The sequence below is a fragment of the Roseofilum sp. KMC-1 genome (assembly GCF_057802075.1).
On the sequence record NZ_CM173605.1, the window covers coordinates 4,653,509 to 4,674,001 of the forward strand.

Sequence of the window (20,493 nt, forward strand, 5' to 3'; positions counted from 1 at the left end):
ATTTAACCAAATCACCAAGGCAAACGACCAGAGTAAAAAGACCCATATCGCTCCTGCTCAATCGCCAATCGTTCCCGAATCAACCCATAAACCTCCCTAGCCAAAAATTCCACCACATCCTTTGTATCCTCTTCTTTTTCTTCCTCCTCCTCCTTTTCTATAACCTTTTTTGAATATTCATAAATTTCCGTTTCATCCTTACTAATAGGCTTCACCTCACTAGCCTTACGTCGAGAAACTTTTTCCTTTAACTCACTTCGATTCTTCAAAGACTCCTGAATCAACCGCTCCAAATTTCGAGGTTGATTAGTCAAGTCACTACTAGAAACTTGTCCTTTAGCACCAATAGAAATTCCCGCAGGCAAAAAACCAGCCTGTTTAACATTCAGCGTTTTTTTCCTTCTACCCAAAAGCCCTTCATCCCTCATCAAACCCTTTCCACCATCATCCCAACGACCTTGTAGCATATCCTCAGATGTAGACAAGCGATTCAACCCACCACTTTTAAAATTTAGCATACGATCAAAACCCCTTTCTTCTGCTACTCTTTGAAGAGATGGAGAAGTATTTCCTGCTTCACTAATGTTCTCGGTTACTGGGATATCAGTAGAGACACTTTCTTCTGCTACTCTTTGAAGAGATGGATAAATATTTCCTAATTTACTCATGTTCTCGGTTGTTGGGATATCGCCAGAACTCCTTTCTTCTGCTACTCTTTGAAGGGATGGAGAAGCATTTCCTAATTCACTCATGTTCTCAGTTGGTGGGATATCAGTAGAGACACTTTCTTCTGCTACTCTTTGAAGAGATGGATAAATATTTCCTAATTTACTCATGTTCTCAGTTGCTGGGATATCGCCAGAACTCCTTTCTTCTGCTACTCTTTGAAGAGATAGAGAAATATTTCCTGCTTCACTCATGTTCTCGGTTGCTAAAATATCAGTAAAACCCCTTTCTTCTACTACTCTTTGCACGGGTTCAGAAGTTGTTTGTGATTCACTAATGTTCTCGGTTGCTGGGATATCTACAGAAACTCTTTCTTCTGCTACTTTTTGAAGGGATGGAGAAGCATTTCCTAATTCACTCATGTTCTCGGTTGCTGGGATATCGCCAGATAAATTTTCTACTACTGCTCTTTGCAATGGTTCAGAAGTTGTTTGTGCTTCATTAATTTTCTCAGTTGCTGAAATATCAGCAGAACCCCTTTCTTCTGCTACTCTTTGAAGAGATGGATAATCATTTCCTGCTTCACTCATGTTCTCGGTTGATGGGATATCGCCAGATAAATTCTCTACTACTGCTCTTTGCAATGGTTCAGAAGTTGTTTGTGATTCACTAATGTTCTCGGTTGCTGGGATATCTACAGAAACTCTTTCTTCTGCTACTCTTTGAAGGGATGGAGAAGTATTTCCTGCTTCACTCATGTTCTCGGTTGCTGGGATATCGCCAGAGAAATTCTCTACTACTGCTCTTTGCAATGGTTCAGAAGTTGTTTGTGATTCACTAATGTTCTCGGTTGCTGGGATATCTACAGAAACTCTTTCTTCTGCTACTTTTTGAAGGGATGGAGAAATATTTCCTACTTCACTCATGTTCTCGGTTGATGGGATATCGCCAGAGAAATTCTCTACTACTGCTCTTTGCAATGGTTCAGAAGTTGTTTGTGATTCACTAATGTTCTCGGTTGCTGGGATATCTACAGAAACTCTTTCTTCTGCTACTCTTTGAAGGGATGGAGAAGTATTTCCTGCTTCACTCATGTTCTCGGTTGCTGGGATATCGCCAGAGAAATTCTCTACTACTGCTCTTTGCAATGGTTCAGAAGTTGTTTGTGATTCACTAATGTTCTCGGTTGCTGGGATATCTACAGAAACTCTTTCTTCTGCTACTTTTTGAAGGGATGGAGAAATATTTCCTACTTCACTCATGTTCTCGGTTGATGGGATATCGCCAGAGAAATTCTCTACTACTGCTCTTTGCAATGGTTCAGAAGTTGTTTGTGATTCACTAATGTTCTCGGTTGCTGGGATATCTACAGAAACTCTTTCTTCTGCTACTTTTTGAAGGGATGGAGAAATATTTCCTACTTCACTCATGTTCTCGGTTGATGGGATATCGCCAGAGAAATTCTCTACTACTGCTCTTTGCAATGGTTCAGAAGTTGTTTGTGATTCACTAATGTTCTCGGTTGCTGGGATATCAGCAGAACCCCTTTCTTCTGCTACTCTTTGAAGAGATGGAGAAGCATTTCCTAATTCACTCATGTTCTCGGTTGCTGGGATATCGCCAGATAAATTTTCTACTACTGCTCTTTGCAATGGTTCAGAAGTTGTTTGTGCTTCATTAATTTTCTCAGTTGCTGAAATATCAGCAGAACCCCTTTCTTCTGCTACTCTTTGAAGAGATGGATAATCATTTCCTGCTTCACTCATGTTCTCGGTTGATGGGATATCGCCAGATAAATTCTCTACTACTGCTCTTTGCAATGGTTCAGAAGTTGTTTGTGATTCACTAATGTTCTCGGTTGCTGGGATATCTACAGAAACTCTTTCTTCTGCTACTCTTTGAAGGGATGGAGAAATATTTCCTACTTCACTCATGTTCTCGGTTACTGGGATATCGCCAGATAAATTCTCTACTACTGCTCTTTGCAATGGTTCAGAAGTTGTTTGTGATTCACTAATGTTCTCGGTTGCTGGGATATCTACAGAAACTCTTTCTTCTGCTACTCTTTGAAGGGATGGAGAAATATTTCCTACTTCACTCATGTTCTCGGTTACTGGGATATCGCCAGATAAATTCTCTACTACTGCTCTTTGCAATGGTTCAGAAGTTGTTTGTGATTCACTAATGTTCTCGGTTGCTGGGATATCTACAGAAACTCTTTCTTCTGCTACTCTTTGAAGGGATGGAGAAATATTTCCTACTTCACTCATGTTCTCGGTTACTGGGATATCGCTAGATAAATTCTCTACTACTGCTCTTTTCAAGGGTTCAGAAGTGGTTTGTGATTCACTAATGTTCTCGGTTGCTGGGATATCTACAGAAACTCTTTCTTCTGCTACTCTTTGAAGGGATGGAGAAATATTTCCTACTTCACTCATGTTCTCGGTTACTGGGATATCGCCAGATAAATTCTCTACTACTGCTCTTTGCAATGGTTCAGAAGTTGTTTGTGATTCACTAATGTTCTCGGTTGCTGGGATATCTACAGAAACTCTTTCTTCTGCTACTCTTTGAAGGGATGGAGAAATATTTCCTACTTCACTCATGTTCTCGGTTACTGGGATATCGCTAGATAAATTCTCTACTACTGCTCTTTTCAAGGGTTCAGAAGTGGTTTGTGCTTCATTAATTTTCTCGGTTGGTGGGATATCAGCAGAACCCCTTTCTTCTGCTACTCTTTGAAGAGATGGAGAAATATTTCCTACTTCACTAATCTTCTCGGTTACTGGGATATCGCTAGATAAATTCTCTACTACTGCTCTTTTCAAGGGTTCAGAAGTTGTTTGTGCTTCATTAATGTTCTCGGTTGCTGGGATATCTACAGAAACTCTTTCTTCTGCTACTCTTTGAAGGGATGGATAATCATTTCCTAATTCACTCATGTTCTCGGTTGCTGGGATATCGCCAGATAAATTCTCTACTACTGCTCTTTGCAATGGTTCAGAAGTTGTTTGTGCTTCACTAATGTTCTCGGTTGCTGGGATATCAGCAGAACCCATTTCTTCTGCTACTCTTTGAAGGGATGGAGAAGCATTTCCTAATTCACTCATGTTCTCGGTTGCTGGGATATCGCCAGATAAATTCTCTACTACTGCTCTTTTCAAGAGTTCAGAAGTTGTTTCTAATTGACTCATGTTCTCAGTTTTGCTAATATCAGTAGAACCCATTTCTTCTGCTACTCTTTGAAGAGATGGAGAAGTATTTCCTGCTTCACTAATGTTCTCGGTTACTGGGATATCAGTAGAGACACTTTCTTCTGCTACTCTTTGCAAGGGTTCAGAAGTTGTTTGTGCTTCATTAATTTTCTCGGTTGATGGGATATCTACAGAAACCCTTTCTTCTGCTACTCTTTGAAGGGATGGATAATCATTTCCTAATCCACTCATGTTCTCGGTTGATGGGATATCTACAGAAACCCTTTCTTCTGCTACTCTTTGAAGGGATGGAGAATCACTTCCTGCTTCACTCATGTTCTCGGTTGTTGGGATATCAGCAGAACCCCTTTCTTCTGCTACTCTTTGAAGAGATGGAGAAGCATTTCCTAATTCACTCATGTTCTCGGTTACTGGGATATCAGTAGAGACACTTTCTTCTGCTACTCTTTGAAGAGATGGAGAATCACTTCCTGCTTCACTCATGTTCTCGGTTGTTGGGATATCAGCAGAACCCCTTTCTTCTGCTACTCTTTGAAGAGATGGAGAAGCATTTCCTAATTCACTCATGTTCTCGGTTACTGGGATATCAGTAGAGACACTTTCTTCTGCTACTCTTTGAAGAGATGGAGAATCACTTCCTGCTTCACTCATGTTCTCGGTTGTTGGGATATCAGCAGAACCCCTTTCTTCTGCTACTCTTTGAAGAGATGGAGAAGCATTTCCTAATTCACTCATGTTCTCGGTTACTGGGATATCAGTAGAGACACTTTCTTCTGCTACTCTTTGAAGAGATGGAGAATCACTTCCTGCTTCACTCATGTTCTCGGTTGTTGGGATATCAGCAGAACCCCTTTCTTCTGCTACTCTTTGAAGAGATGGAGAAGCATTTCCTAATTCACTCATGTTCTCGGTTACTGGGATATCAGTAGAGACACTTTCTTCTGCTACTCTTTGAAGAGATGGAGAAGTATTTCCTGCTTCACTCATGTTCTCGGTTGCTGGGATATCGCCAGATAAATTCTCTACCACGACTCTTTGCACGGGTTCAGAAGTGGTTTGTGCTTCATTAATTTTCTCGGTTGGTGGGATATCAGCAGAACCCATTTCTTCTGCTACTCTTTGAAGAGATGGAGAAGTATTTCCTGCTTCACTTATGTTCTCGGTTACTGGGATATCGCCAGAGAAATTCTCTACTACTGCTCTTTGCACGGGTTTAAAAGTTGTTTGTGATTCACTAATGTTCTCAGTTGCTGAAATATCAGCAGAACTCCTTTCTTCTGCTACTCCTTGAAGAGATAGAGAAGCATTTCCTAATTCACTAATGTTCTCAGTTACTGGGATATCGCCAGATAAATTCTCTACCACGACTCTTTGCACGGGTTCAGAAGTTGTTTTTAATTGACTCATGCTCTCAGTTTTGCTAATATCAGCAGAACTCCTTTCTTCTGCTACTCTTTGAAGAGATGGAGAAGTATTTCCTGCTTCACTAATGTTCTCGGTTACTGGGATATCAGTAGAGACACTTTCTTCTGCTACTCTTTGCAAGGGTTCAGAAGTTGTTTGTGCTTCATTAATTTTCTCGGTTGGTGGGATATCAGCAGAACCCATTTCTTCTGCTACTCTTTGAAGAGATGGAGAAGTATTTCCTGCTTCACTAATGTTCTCGGTTACTGGGATATCAGTAGAGACACTTTCTTCTGCTACTCTTTGAAGAGATGGAGAAGTATTTCCTGTTTCACTCATGTTCTCGGTTGCTGGGATATCGCCAGAGAAATTCTCTACTACTGCTCTTTGCAAGGGTTCAGAAGTTGTTTGTGCTTCATTAATGTTCTCGGTTGCTGGAATATCAGCAGAAACTCTTTCTTCTGCTACTCTTTGAAGGGATGGAGAAGTATTTCCTGTTTCACTCATGTTCTCGGTTGCTGAAATATCGCCAGAGAAATTCTCTACTACTGCTCTTTTCAAGGGTTTAAAAGTTGTTTGTGATTCACTAATGTTCTCAGTTGCTGAAATATCAGCAGAACTCCTTTCTTCTGCTACTCCTTGAAGAGATAGAGAAGCATTTCCTAATTCACTAATGTTCTCAGTTACTGGGATATCGCCAGATAAATTCTCTACCACGACTCTTTGCACGGGTTCAGAAGTTGTTTTTAATTGACTCATGCTCTCAGTTTTGCTAATATCAGCAGAACTCCTTTCTTCTGCTACTCTTTGAAGAGATGGAGAAGTATTTCCTGCTTCACTAATGTTCTCGGTTACTGGGATATCAGTAGAGACACTTTCTTCTGCTACTCTTTGCAAGGGTTCAGAAGTTGTTTGTGCTTCATTAATTTTCTCGGTTGGTGGGATATCAGCAGAACCCATTTCTTCTGCTACTCTTTGAAGAGATGGAGAAGTATTTCCTGCTTCACTAATGTTCTCGGTTACTGGGATATCAGTAGAGACACTTTCTTCTGCTACTCTTTGAAGAGATGGAGAAGTATTTCCTGTTTCACTCATGTTCTCGGTTGCTGGGATATCGCCAGAGAAATTCTCTACTACTGCTCTTTGCAAGGGTTCAGAAGTTGTTTGTGCTTCATTAATGTTCTCGGTTGCTGGAATATCAGCAGAAACTCTTTCTTCTGCTACTCTTTGAAGGGATGGAGAAGTATTTCCTGTTTCACTCATGTTCTCGGTTACTGGGATATCGCCAGAGAAATTCTCTACTACTGCTCTTTGCAATGGTTCAGAAGTTGTTTGTGCTTCATTAATTTTCTCAGTTGCTGAAATATCAGCAGAACCCCTTTCTTCTGCTACTCTTTGAAGAGATGGATAATCATTTCCTGCTTCACTCATGTTCTCGGTTGCTGGGATATCGCCAGATAAATTCTCTACTACTGCTCTTTGCAATGGTTCAGAAGTTGTTTGTGCTTCATTAATTTTCTCAGTTGCTGAAATATCAGCAGAACTCCTTTCTTCTGCTCCTCTTTGAAGAGATGGAGAAGTATTTCCTGCTTCACTCATGTTCTCGGTTGCTGGGATATCGCTAGATAAATTCTCTACTACTGCTCTTTTCAAGGGTTCAGAAGTTGTTTGTGCTTCATTAATTTTCTCAGTTGCTGAAATATCAGCAGAACTCCTTTCTTCTGCTCCTCTTTGAAGAGATGGAGAAGTATTTCCTGCTTCACTCATGTTCTCGGTTGCTGGGATATCGCTAGATAAATTCTCTACTACTGCTCTTTTCAAGGGTTCAGAAGTTGTTTTTAATTGACTCATGCTCTCAGTTTTGCTAATATCAGCAGAACTCCTTTCTTCTGCTACTCTTTGAAGAGATGGAGAAGTATTTCCTGCTTCACTAATGTTCTCGGTTACTGGGATATCAGTAGAGACACTTTCTTCTGCTACTCTTTGCAAGGGTTCAGAAGTTGTTTGTGCTTCATTAATTTTCTCGGTTGGTGGGATATCAGCAGAACCCATTTCTTCTGCTACTCTTTGAAGAGATGGAGAAGTATTTCCTGCTTCACTAATGTTCTCGGTTACTGGGATATCAGTAGAGACACTTTCTTCTGCTACTCTTTGAAGAGATGGAGAAGTATTTCCTGTTTCACTCATGTTCTCGGTTGCTGGGATATCGCCAGAGAAATTCTCTACTACTGCTCTTTGCAAGGGTTCAGAAGTTGTTTGTGCTTCATTAATGTTCTCGGTTGCTGGAATATCAGCAGAAACTCTTTCTTCTGCTACTCTTTGAAGGGATGGAGAAGTATTTCCTGTTTCACTCATGTTCTCGGTTACTGGGATATCGCCAGAGAAATTCTCTACTACTGCTCTTTGCAATGGTTCAGAAGTTGTTTGTGCTTCATTAATTTTCTCAGTTGCTGAAATATCAGCAGAACCCCTTTCTTCTGCTACTCTTTGAAGAGATGGATAATCATTTCCTGCTTCACTCATGTTCTCGGTTGCTGGGATATCGCCAGATAAATTCTCTACTACTGCTCTTTGCAATGGTTCAGAAGTTGTTTGTGCTTCATTAATTTTCTCAGTTGCTGAAATATCAGCAGAACTCCTTTCTTCTGCTCCTCTTTGAAGAGATGGAGAAGTATTTCCTGCTTCACTCATGTTCTCGGTTGCTGGGATATCGCTAGATAAATTCTCTACTACTGCTCTTTTCAAGGGTTCAGAAGTTGTTTGTGCTTCATTAATTTTCTCAGTTGCTGAAATATCAGCAGAACTCCTTTCTTCTGCTCCTCTTTGAAGAGATGGAGAAGTATTTCCTGCTTCACTCATGTTCTCGGTTGCTGGGATATCGCTAGATAAATTCTCTACTACTGCTCTTTTCAAGGGTTCAGAAGTTGTTTCTAATTGACTCATGTTCTCAGTTTTGCTAATATCAGCAGAACCCCTTTCTTCTGCTACTCTTTGAAGAGATGGAGAAGCATTTCCTAATTCACTCATGTTCTCGGTTACTGGGATATCAGTAGAGACACTTTCTTCTGCTACTCTTTGAAGAGATGGAGAATCACTTCCTGCTTCACTCATGTTCTCGGTTGTTGGGATATCAGCAGAACCCCTTTCTTCTGCTACTCTTTGAAGAGATGGAGAAGCATTTCCTAATTCACTCATGTTCTCGGTTACTGGGATATCAGTAGAGACACTTTCTTCTGCTACTCTTTGAAGAGATGGAGAAGCATTTCCTAATTCACTCATGTTCTCGGTTGTTGGGATATCAGCAGAACCCCTTTCTTCTGCTACTCTTTGAAGAGATGGAGAAGCATTTCCTAATTCACTCATGTTCTCGGTTGTTGGGATATCGCCAGATAAATTCTCTACCACGACTCTTTGCACGGGTTCAGAAGTGGTTTGTGCTTCATTAATTTTCTCGGTTGGTGGGATATCAGCAGAACCCATTTCTTCTGCTACTCTTTGAAGAGATGGAGAAGTATTTCCTGCTTCACTCATGTTCTCGGTTGCTGGGATATCGCCAGAGAAATTCTCTACTACTGCTCTTTGCACGGGTTTAAAAGTTGTTTGTGATTCACTAATGTTCTCAGTTGCTGAAATATCAGCAGAACTCCTTTCTTCTGCTACTCCTTGAAGAGATAGAGAAGCATTTCCTAATTCACTAATGTTCTCAGTTACTGGGATATCGCCAGATAAATTCTCTACCACGACTCTTTGCACGGGTTCAGAAGTTGTTTTTAATTGACTCATGCTCTCAGTTTTGCTAATATCAGCAGAACTCCTTTCTTCTGCTACTCTTTGAAGAGATGGAGAAGTATTTCCTGCTTCACTAATGTTCTCGGTTACTGGGATATCAGTAGAGACACTTTCTTCTGCTACTCTTTGAAGAGATGGAGAAGTATTTCCTGTTTCACTCATGTTCTCGGTTGCTGGGATATCGCCAGAGAAATTCTCTACTACTGCTCTTTGCAAGGGTTCAGAAGTTGTTTGTGCTTCATTAATGTTCTCGGTTGCTGGAATATCAGCAGAAACTCTTTCTTCTGCTACTCTTTGAAGGGATGGAGAAGTATTTCCTGTTTCACTCATGTTCTCGGTTGCTGGGATATCGCTAGATAAATTCTCTACTACTGCTCTTTTCAAGGGTTCAGAAGTTGTTTCTAATTGACTCATGTTCTCAGTTTTGCTAATATCAGCAGAACCCATTTCTTCTGCTACTCTTTGAAGGGATGGAGAAGCATTTCCTAATTCACTCATGTTCTCAGTTGGTGGGATATCAGTAAAACCCCTTTCTTCTACTACTCTTTGCACGGGTTCAGAAGTAGTTTGTGCTTCATTAATTTTCTCAGTTGCTGAAATATCAGCAGAACCCATTTCTTCTGCTACTCTTTGAAGAGATGGAGAAGCATTTCCTAATTCACTCATGTTCTCGGTTACTGGGATATCGCCAGATAAATTCTCTACCACAACTCTTTGCACGGGTTCAGAAGTTGTTTCTAATTCACTCATGCTCTCGGTTTTGCTAATATCAGCAGAACCCATTTCTTCTGCTACTCTTTGAAGGGATGGAGAAGCATTTCCTAATTCACTCATGTTCTCAGTTGGTGGGATATCTACAGAACCCCTTTCTTCTGCTACTCTTTGAAGAGATAGAGAAGCATTTCCTAATTGACTCATGCTCTCAGTTACTGGGATATCTACAGAACCCCTTTCTTCTGCTACTCTTTGAAGAGATGGAGAAGTATTTCCTGCTTCACTCATGCTCTCAGTTTTGCTAATATCAGCAGAACCCCTTTCTTCTGCTACTCTTTGAAGAGATGGAGAATCATTTCCTGCTTCACCAACATTCCCAGTGTTGGTAATATCGCCAGATAAATTCTCTACTACTACTCTTTGCACGGGTTCAGAAATTGTTTGTGATTCTGTCTTTTGTATGGAGGGAGAAGTGAAGTTTTCTGAGTCTACTGGGGATGGGGATGTTGGGTATGGTGTTTCTCCAATGAGTTCTTCTATGCTAGACCATTGTTCGGGCACTTTTGAGTCGAAATTTTGATGGGTTTGAGTTTGTGGAGTTTTAGGTGCTTTTGGCGGTGTTTTACGAGATAGGGTGAAATTCTGATTTAAAGGTTTTATTATGGTTGAGGGATTGTTTGGAAAATTGGAGGATTGGGTTTGAGGTTGAATAGTGGATTGGTTTAATGGGAGTTGATTGTGAATAGTGGGATTGAGATCGGATTGAGAGTCTGTTAGGTCTGAGAGTTGGGAGGTTTGAGGGTTAGAGGATGTGATAATAGAACGAAATAGTTGTGTTTTTTTATGGGGTTTTTGTGATGTTAAATGGGATATTTTATTGGTACTCAATAGGTTTTTTTTAGGGACTGGTTTAGGTTGGATAGTGGGTTGAGAGGAGGTGTCGTAGTTGGGGAATGAGTGTTGTTGAAGGTCGGGGTTTTCAGATGAGGTATGGGTGTTTAGTTCAGATGTGTTTTGAAGCGGGTTTGGTGAGGATTCTTGAAGGAGGAGCGAGGGCTGAATTGTTGGGGGTGTTGAGGAGGTAGACTGAAGAGTTTGGATGGGTTGGGAGGTTAGGGGGGATTTTTGTAATTGACGATCGCCTAATCCCTCCCTAAATCTATCCGTAAATCCACTGCCAAAGCTGTCATCTATAAGTAGTCCCTGAATCATTGAGCCATTGAAGAAACTGATGGTTTTGGCTCCCAAAGGCTGGAGAAACTTGGGGCTGATAAAGGTTTGGCCTAAGGGGTGATGGGTGGCTAAGGGGCGCTTTACACCTAATGGTATGTCGGGTAAGCTTTCTGAGGTGATGTCTTCTGTCATGATGAACTCTGTCGGTGTTCAGTTAAGCAGGGGCTAAAGTGCAGAATTGGGTTAGAATGGCTGTCTGAACCGTGGAGATATTTTTTTAAAGTTAGGTTGGATCTCTTGACGGGTTTGCCCTTGGGGATTGTTGGTTGTAGAATATGGAAGCGATCGCCCCATTTTGTTCTGAATTTTCTGAAGCTGTATACTCTGACTCTGGGGCTGGTTAGGTAAAATTAGCTCAATGCCTTCATAAGCAAGGGTGAGTTCCTCGATCGCCACAGAAGAGCTGTCTGCTTGTAGTGCAGGTGCTTTCCAACTCACCGGTATCGCCTCCAGCAATGACCACTGTAACTGAGTTTCACCCGCTTGGTTAAACATAAGGATATTCAGGTTATAGCGGGTTTTGGGGAAGCTACTGAGGGTTTCGGAAAGCCACTTCCAGAAGCTCAAATCATTAGTCATTCCCCGCTTGAGAGTGACATCATCAAATTCTGCATGGCCGACTAAAATATGTTGTCGATCATTGACTCCTCCTTCGAGTAAGGTTTCTTTTTTCATATTCACGCCAAACCCAGAACATTCGCTGAAGGAAGCTTTAATTTCGCTGCCAATTTCTACATAAAAGCGATTGGTGAGAATGTAGTTAGCTCGATGTCGAGTATAGGGATTGGGTTGGTTCATGATAAGCGTCCTTTGTACGATCCTTTTCGTTCTTTTTGTTGCTGTAAATCTTCCAGGAGTAAGGCATAAACTCGATCCGCTAATTGTTGCACTTTTAAGGGATCATCTTTAATCTTTTGAGCCGCTTTTTGTAAAGACTCAAAATTAATATCATCAGTGGGTCGGCGATCGGTTTGGAAGGGGGCTGGAATACTAAAACCAGCCGCTTTGCTAGACTTGCCGATCGGTTCCCAGGAGCTATGGGAGTTATATTCATTCATCATGGTCTAAGATTTAGGGGAATCAGCCCAGTTTTTGCTAATAGATTTTGCAGTTCTTCCGTTTGTAGAAGTTCAGCAAATTTTTGCCCCACTGGAGGACGGCTATTATCACGAGCATAAACGACAGTGAGGGGATAGGCCAAGGGATATTCACCGGTTTGAAACAATTCTACATGGGGTAAATAACTGCCTTTATCATTACAGAGGTCAGTTCCGGGATTTAGGGGTTGATTGTTATTTTGAATCAGGGGTTGAACGGCCGTTTTATTCTGAGTAGAAATGGCTAGGGGATAAACAGAACATTGACCAAAAACTTGGGCGATCGCCCCAAACCCGATCGCGCCAATTTCCCGCTCCTCAAAGTCGGCTAACATAGTTCGCAATAGCTCAAAAATCGGTAGCACGGCGATCGCCTCCTCCGAGGGTATCGTCACCAAAGCATCGGGGTTTCTAGGTTGCGGTAACCCCTGACGAAAGGCGGCGATCGCCCCCGGATCTTGCAACACCTGCTCCTCAAAAATACGGATTAATTCCGAATTTTCCGGCACATACAACTTCACCGGCAAATCCGGGCCGCCCAACTCCTGCCAATTCCTCACTTCCCCCGTATACAAGCGCCGCACTTGATCCAAACTCAACTGCCCCTTCAAGGTTCGCGGCAGGGAATCCCGGCGAAACTCGTAACTAAAGGGGACAAAAATAACCAAGCCATCATAAGCAATGCGTTGGGCTTCTAAATCCGGTTCCTCGATCGCCGAAGCAATAGCAAAATCAGCCCGATCGCCCCGCACAGCAGCAACTGCCTCCTCCAAAGACTCCACCGGCTCATACACCAACTCCAGCTTAGGAATGCGCCGCCCTAACTCCCCATCCAAACGCCGTCCCAACGCCACCAAATTCTGTTGTTGCAACACATAATTCCAAATCCCATTCTCCACCGCAGTATACTCAAACCGTCCCTGGGGAACGGCTGCCACATCCTCCACACAACAAACCCTCGGATTTTGCGCCGTCGCTCTGTCATTTGAGCGCCGCAGCAACCACCAGCCTAAACCACTCCCCAAACCCAAAACCAGCAGCAGCCAAATTAACCACCACCAGCGATATTTAGGTTTAACAACCTCCTCTTCCTCCTCAATTTCTGCCGACTCCATCCACTCTAAAGATCGAGACAACTGCGGCAAAGATTGGCGAGCCACTTCTGCGCTAGGAAATGGCGTATCAACCTCCAATAAACGCCAAATAAACTGTTGAAGTTTCGGATCGACCTCCGGCCAATTCTGGGGCAACTTCGGATTTAAACTTTTTTCTTCCTCTGACCAAGTACCCGTGAGTAAAGCAAAACTGATGTGACCCAAATCTCGTAAATCTTGGCTTAAGGTCGGTCGTTTTATCGTCATCGTTGGCGAAAAAAAACGATATTCCCACAACCACAAATCCGACAAATAAATTAGGAATTGGGGAAACTCAAAAAACTGTTGTTCTTGGGGCAAAATCAGCAGACTATCTAAACTTAAATTACCATGGGATAATCCCCCTTGAATTTGGCTTGAGGGCAGGCGATATTTTTGTCCATGCAACGACTCTAAACTTTGCAAAACCTGATTCAAGAAATGCAAAAGTTCCCACCCATCCATAGCTCCCTTTTGTTGCAAGTAAACCCTCAACGTCGGGTATAAATTCGCCAACCCCTCCGTCACCACATAACAGCGTTCCTCATGGCGATCGCCAATGGCATCCCCAAAACTCAACACCCGAAAATCCTGGGCCCGACCATCAGCCAAAACAGCCCCAGCCACATTCTCAAAATTATCCTTATAATTCTGGGCTTCCTGAGTATTAAAATAGCGCTTCGGTAGCAAATACTCCTTAATCACTACCGGCGCACCATTCACCACCTGCACCCCTTTATACAGCCGTCCCATGCCCCGACTGCCCAGAAACTCTGTCACCCGATACCGGCCCCGATGGCCGATAATCTCCGCTTTCGGGCGCAAAATCGCCGGAAACCCACATCTAAGACAAACCTTCGTCTCCCCATCCGCCTCAATACTCTGACGAGGACGATCGCACCCCAAGGGATCGCCCCAAACACATCGATACTCCGTATAAACCCAGTCTCTACGCGACCCCACCACTGGAGCCGTAACCGTTTCTACCGCTTCAACCTCTGGGGCGGCTTCTTCCTCTTCCTCCCGCTCTCGACGCAACAGATCCAGCACATCCTGCTGAATAAACGGCAGCAATTGGATCATCCAAAAAGGAAAAAAACGATACAGCCGGTAAATGAAGCCTCCCCGCAAGAAAGCCGCCCGACTCTCAGCCTGAGCGCGTCCCCTCTGTTCAACCTGCTCTAAAGTTCGTCGTCCAAAGGGACGATTATTGCGCCGTTTTGCCATCTGAAGTCAACAATTCCTGCTATTCAACCCTGGCGACAATGATCCGCATTCCTGACGCGATCGCCAATGCTCGTCTTATATCGGAGTTCACCGTCGGTCAAGTCTAGCTCAAAATTGCCCAAAATTCTGCCATAGTTAGCTTTTGTTAAGAATTCCGCCTTCAAAAAAACGGCCATTCGCGCCAGTCGTTTGGGGCGATCGCATTTACAACAAGCCGTTCAAGTATTGTACGGAAAGAAAGAACAGGGGCAGTGAGGCAGGTTCGCATCATGGTTCATCCATGGAATTATCCCATAGGGCGGGATACACCCAAATCTAGAAGACCCATAAATCAATCCTCTATTCATGTCCAAGAAGCCGAAACCCGCCCCACCCATCAACCCACCAGATATGATGGTGTCGATATTGGGTTGGGCAGGTTGATAAAGCACGTCCTCGTAAGGTGGGCAGAGTTGTAGAAGTTACATTATGGGTTACTTATCCTGCCCACCCTATTACTAGATTAAGGTTATAGTCCCTGGACTTTGATTGATGTCACCAGCAACAAGTGCAGTAGTTCTTGCTAAGTCACTAAAGTTACCAGTTGCAGTAAGCGCACTACCACTCAAGTTAGTAATGGCAAAGCCTAATGCACTAGCAAAAGCATTATTCGTCACCGTAACATTAGCCAAGCTACCTGTACTCGATCGAATCGCTAAATCATTGAAGCTAGTGCTAACCTTATTACCTGTAACATTGATAGCTGCACCAAATCCACCGTCGCGCAAACGAATACCACCATTAGCTGCATTACCAGAAGTATTAGCAGCAGTAATCGTGTTATCAGAGATGGTGACATTTCCGGTCACAAACCCTGCTATATTATTCGCAAGCTGAATCCCGTCTTCCGTCGTACTGTTAATGATATTCTTAGAAATTGTTCCACCCACAATACCACTGACATTGATACCTCGGCTACCCGTTCCAGTAATATTCTGAATGTCATTATTCTCAATGGTTAATCCAGTAACTCCTAACAAGAAAATTCCATTGGGATTGGCGAGAGGATTACCTCCTGTCACATTGCGAATCAAGTTATTAGAGATGGTCAGATTAGAGGTACTGAGCTTGTTAGTAGGACCCTCAATTGCATTAAAGATGGCTTGTTCATTGGTCACATTCTCAATGATATTATTGGTAATCACACTATTATTACCTGCACCTGTGGTGTTGATTCCAATTAGGTTATCAGGAGGATCAATCCGAAAACCATTGATAGTGACTGGCCCTAGGTTGTGATTGAACGATCCATCATCCCACTGAATACGACCAGTTGTTGTTCCAATAATTGCTTCTGGGTTACGAGTTGTTGCATTGCCAGCAACCCCTGCATTCGGGCCTTTTAAATTAATAGTTCTGCTGATGTTAACAATTTCATCATAAGTTCCAGCACGAACTTCTACAATGCCAGGAGTTGGGCCACCAATATCACCGCCAGCATTTGCAATACCAGAATTAATATTGTTAAAAGCATTAAGACCAACAACCGCTTGACCTCCTTCAACCTTGACACCAGCAGTGGTATAGGCATCATCAACATAAACTGTTTCGTTGTCGTAGATGGTGGCTTGACCTGTACTGGATGTGCCGACGACATAAAACCCACTTGCGGCTAGAGCTAAATCAACCGTTTTGGCTCCATCAAACAATAAATCATCAATGGGATTAACAGTCAGGACTGCTTCTGTTGCTCCAGCAGGAATGGTGACACTACCACTCAGGGCTTGATAATCAGTGCCATTAACTGCTGTACCTCCAATCGTATAATTCACTGTCAGTGCAGCCTCTGTGCTTCCTCCTGCACGGGTAACAGTGAATGTAGCTGTATTGGCTGCATCGGGTTCAAAGGCTATGCCATCATTTAAGGTTAAAGTTACCGTGGAAGGGACGGGAGGCGGAACAGGGGTAGGGGTAGGTGTCGGTGTTGGTGTCGGTGTTGGTGTCGGTGTGGGAGTTGGCGTTGGCCCGGTGATAGGATTGACTAAATCTGTGGTAAAGTCATCTGCGGTAATCTGAGCTGGGTTAATCCCTGGAAGAATGGCTAGGAAGTTACCGGTTACTAGGTCTCGGATAACGGTACTGCCAGCAAATTGACCAGTACCGGCTTGAATGGAGAGGTTGGTAAATTGGAGACCATCTTGAATACCAATGAGGTCTACTCCGTCTTGAAAGTCTGTAATGATGTCTGCATCGGTAATTGCAGGGCCGCCTGATGTGGGGGGGCTGCCAGCAATGTTCTTGCGCGATAGGACAAAAACATCTTTCCCGGCTCCACCGACTAGGGTATCGGGCCCGAGGTCGCCAAATAGGGTATCGTTTCCTAGGTCTCCGGAAAGGAAGTCTGCGCCTTGTCCACCATAGAGGGTGTCTTGGTCTTGTCCTCCGTAGAGGATGTCATTACCCATACCTCCTGTGAGGATATCATTGCCTTGGTTGCCCAGTAGGGAGTCATTACCTAGATCTCCAGAAACGAAGTCATCCCCTAAGTCTCCGAGAAGGGTATCATCGTCTTGTCCGCCGAAGAGAGTATCGTTGTTCTGCCCCCCTCGGAGACTGTCATTACCGGTGTTACCGGAAAGAAAATCGTTACCTTCATTACCGGATAAGAAGTCGCCTGATTCTCTGCCTTCGAGAAAATCATCGCCTTGTAAGCCGAAAAGATTGTCGGAACCGGCGGTTCCCCGTAAAAGGTCGTTACCAGGAGTTCCAAAGATTGTTGACATTTGTTCACTACCTCACCGTTAGGACTTGTTTATTTTAGATGACAACTCCCAGAAAACCTAGGGGAGCGCTTTGGCCTGATTCCTAATTGTATGCTTGATTGTATGCTTGGTTCTCCCCCATCAACACAAATTTTTTAGAGGTTTCCGGAAAACTGCTGATTTTGGGTCGTTGGGGGACGATCGCTATTAGGTCAGGGGTTGATGTTTCTGGGTCACAAGATAGCAGGTTTATGCTAATTTTCAAAGCGATCGCGATTTAATGGGGATTTTTCTGATGGTGGTTAAGTTGGGCTATCTGTGGAGTGAGGTACAGTTGGGGTTGCGCCGTGGGGGATGGATGAATTGGGCGGCAATTAGTACAGTGACGGTGTTGTTATTTTTGTTCGGGTTAAGCTGGCAAGTGGCTTGGCAGTTAGAGGGTTTGGCCAATCAGTTCGGCAGTCAGTTAGAGGTCTCAGTATATTTGGATGCAGATTTTCGGGCGAAGCCTTTGGTGGCAAAGGTGGCGGAGCTGCCAGGGGTGGTGCAGGTGGAGGATATTGCTAAGGAAGAGGCTTGGATGGCGTTGTTGACCGAGTTGGGCTTAAACTCTCCAGATACGGCTACAGAGATTTTACCGACGAATCCTTTGGTGGATGAGTTGAGGGTAAAGGCTGAGTCTCCAGAGGCGCTTAGGGGTTTGGTTCCCCAGTTAGAGCAGTTATCTGGAGTGGATGAGGTGATTTACGGAGAAGCAGCGTTAGAAATGCTCTCAACGATTAACCGAGGATTGCGAGTGTTGAGCTTGGGGATTACGATGGTGTTAATGGTGAGTGCGATCGCCGTCATGACCACTACCATTGAGTTAATTGTAGTCTCCCGTCGCCGAGAAATCGAAATCATGCACCTCGTGGGAGCCTCGCGCTGGTGGATTCGCTTACCCTTTATGATTCAAGGGGTAATTCTAGGGGGTGTTGGGGGGGCAATCGCCTGGAGCATCGTTCAAGGGTTTGAGCAAGTATCCCTAAAGTTGTTCACCCAAGAGTTATCCCTAATTCCCCTGCTCTCCCCCCTTCAAGACTCCCATTGGCATATCTATACCGATACCAAAACCTTGTTTTTCCTACTGCTGGCGTTTGGTGCATTAGTTGGTGGGTTAGGGGGATGGCTAGGCTTGCGTCGAGTATCCTGCGATTAGGTTAGGAGATAGAAAGATGGGGAGAAAACCCATTACCCCTTGCGCCAAATCTTGATCGTAGCATCCCCGCTACCGGTAACTAAAGTTTGACCCTCTTGACTGAGGGCGATCGCCTTGACCCACCAGGAATGATCGTCTAAGGTAGAAATGACTTTCCACTTCTCCAAGTCCCAGATTTTGATGGTTCGATCGCGGCTACTACTAAACAATGCCTGACCATCTGGACTAAAGACTAAGCCAAAAATAGAATCCCCATGTTCCGTTAAAGTACGGATTTGATGACCTTTAAGAGTATCCCAGATCCGAATCGTACCATCATCACTCCCACTAGCCAAAATCTGATTCTGGGGATTAAAGGCCAAAGCATTAATTCGTTGAGCATGGCGGGGTAAATTCAGATAGAGAGTTCCATTTTCCACATCCCAAACCTTCACCACTCGATCTTCTCCCCCACTAGCTAACCAGCGACCATCAGCGCTAAAAGCCAGAGCATTAATACCATCCGTATGCCCACTTAAGGTTAACAGGGGTAACTGTTCCCATTCACCATCCGGAGTAACTGCCAACTGTCGTACTCGTACCGTTTTATCATTTGAGCCACTCGCTAATAAACTCCCACTGGGACTAAAAGCCAGAGTATTCACCCAATCGCGATGATCGTTTAAAACCAAAATGGGTTCTGTATGAATCATTTCTCGATCGAGGGACTGGGGTAAATGCCAGAATAAAATACGCTTATCATGACTGCCACTGACCAATAATTCCCCTTCTGGATGAATAGCCACAGCTCCTACAGAAGCCTCATGGCCAGTTAAGGTAGACAAGAGAGAAACTTTTTCTAATTTCGATCCACTCAACCGCCACAAACAGAGCGTTTTATCATCACTGGAACTAACCACCAGATTGCTTTGGGGATGGATAGCCAGATCCTGAATTTTGCCATTGTGATGATGCAGGGTATGGACACAATGCCAATCTTGAACCGATAGAGGAGGCATGACATACCCTTCGGGTAAAATCACATGAGGAAGACTGGGTACAGGATTCATATCCGCAATCACGGACTGGGCAGACTGATAGCGATCGCTGACAATATCTTTGAGCAGTTTATCTAAAATTTGCCCCAGGCGATCGCTAATCACTATTCCTTGTTCTTTCAGAGTTTCTCGCCATAACCAATTCCCCGTTAAGGGATCGAATAATTCATCAGGGGATAACCCCGTTAACAAATGAATACAAGTCACCCCTAAACTATACAAATCGCTGGCTGGATAAGCACGACCACTCCGAATTTGTTCCATGGGAGCATAACCTTCTGTCCCTATTTTTGTCCCTACCCTAGCCATTCCTGTAGCGGTTAACTGTTTAGCAATGCCAAAATCAATTAACACCAGTTTTTGGTCTTGTTTACGGCGAATAATATTGGTCGGCTTAATATCTCGATGCACAACATTATACCCATGGATATACTCTAAAACGGGCAATAATTGTTCGAGTACCGCCCAAATTTGTTTTTCGCTAAAGGCTCCTTGATGCTTGAGTTCTTGCCATAGGGTAGGGCCGCGAATCAGTTGTTGAACTAAATATAACTGTTCCTGATGTTCAAAATAGGCTAATAGGGTAGGAATTTGGGTATGTTCCCCTAACTCATGCAAGCGCATGGCTTCTTGGTAAAACAAATCCGTGGATTTTTGTACTGATTTTTCTCGTCGCTCCCCTGTGGCTCGAATTTGGGGAGAAAACTGTTTAATCACGCAGAAGCTACGAAGTTTATCTTCATCCACAGCAAGGTAAGTACGACCCATACCCCCCCGTCCTAGGGGTTTAAGGACTCGATATCGACCCCTAAGTAGTTCAGTTAAGGGTTTTCCACAGGTTTGACAGACCTCTGCATTCTGTGGATTTTCGGGGTGGGTGCAATTGGGATTTAAGCAGTAGGCCATGGCCGGAAGAGCAAACAATAGTCGCAGTTTATTCTATTCTGACAGAGGATGGCAGGGTTGGGGTAGGGAATGGGGGAGTGGGGGAGTGGGGGAATGGGGGAGTGGGGGAATGGGGGAGTGGGGGAGTGGGGGA

General features: G+C 43.8%; 8 protein-coding genes. 1 reads left to right on the forward strand and 7 read right to left on the reverse strand.

Going from position 1 to position 20,493, the window contains the following annotated elements; genetic code table 11:
- Positions 1-11: 11 nt before the first annotated feature.
- The 6 genes from AC3FZD_RS21405 to AC3FZD_RS21430 all read right to left on the reverse strand — a co-directional run bounded on the left by AC3FZD_RS21405 (position 12) and on the right by AC3FZD_RS21430 (position 17,240).
- Complete coding sequence (locus AC3FZD_RS21405) at positions 12-11,153, reverse strand: hypothetical protein (protein WP_488737969.1); 11,142 nt, start codon at positions 11,151-11,153, stop codon at positions 12-14.
- 51 nt (positions 11,154-11,204) lie between these two features.
- The gene (locus AC3FZD_RS21410) at positions 11,205-11,819 is read right to left on the reverse strand and encodes a phage tail protein (RefSeq protein WP_488737970.1); all 615 of its coding nucleotides are present in this window, start codon (positions 11,817-11,819) and stop codon (positions 11,205-11,207) included.
- A complete protein-coding gene (locus AC3FZD_RS21415; protein WP_488737971.1) occupies positions 11,816-12,082 on the reverse strand; it encodes a hypothetical protein in 267 nt (88 codons plus the stop codon). Before AC3FZD_RS21415 ends, AC3FZD_RS21410 begins: the two co-directional genes overlap by 4 nt.
- Entirely contained in the window at positions 12,079-14,478 is a 2,400-nt protein-coding gene (locus AC3FZD_RS21420; RefSeq protein WP_488737972.1) for a substrate-binding domain-containing protein, read from the reverse strand. The genes AC3FZD_RS21415 and AC3FZD_RS21420 overlap by 4 nt, the downstream gene beginning before the upstream one ends.
- Positions 14,479-14,501: 23 nt before the next feature.
- Positions 14,502-14,654 carry a hypothetical protein gene (locus tag AC3FZD_RS21425; protein ID WP_488737973.1) on the reverse strand — a complete coding sequence of 51 codons (153 nt, stop codon included), beginning with the start codon at positions 14,652-14,654 and terminating at the stop codon, positions 14,502-14,504.
- Between the two features lie 321 nt (positions 14,655-14,975).
- Positions 14,976-17,240, reverse strand: a complete 2,265-nt coding sequence (locus AC3FZD_RS21430) for a Calx-beta domain-containing protein (RefSeq protein WP_488737974.1) — start codon at positions 17,238-17,240, stop codon at positions 14,976-14,978.
- Positions 17,241-17,505: 265 nt separating this feature from the next.
- Between AC3FZD_RS21430 and AC3FZD_RS21435 the strand changes: the two genes are divergently transcribed.
- Complete coding sequence (locus AC3FZD_RS21435) at positions 17,506-18,417, forward strand: cell division protein FtsX (RefSeq protein WP_488740404.1); 912 nt, start codon at positions 17,506-17,508, stop codon at positions 18,415-18,417.
- A gap of 32 nt (positions 18,418-18,449) precedes the next feature.
- On the opposite strand, the gene AC3FZD_RS21440 is transcribed toward AC3FZD_RS21435, so the two are convergent.
- Positions 18,450-20,360, reverse strand: a complete 1,911-nt coding sequence (locus AC3FZD_RS21440; protein ID WP_488737975.1) for a protein kinase domain-containing protein — start codon at positions 20,358-20,360, stop codon at positions 18,450-18,452.
- Between the last annotated feature and the right edge of the window lie 133 nt (positions 20,361-20,493).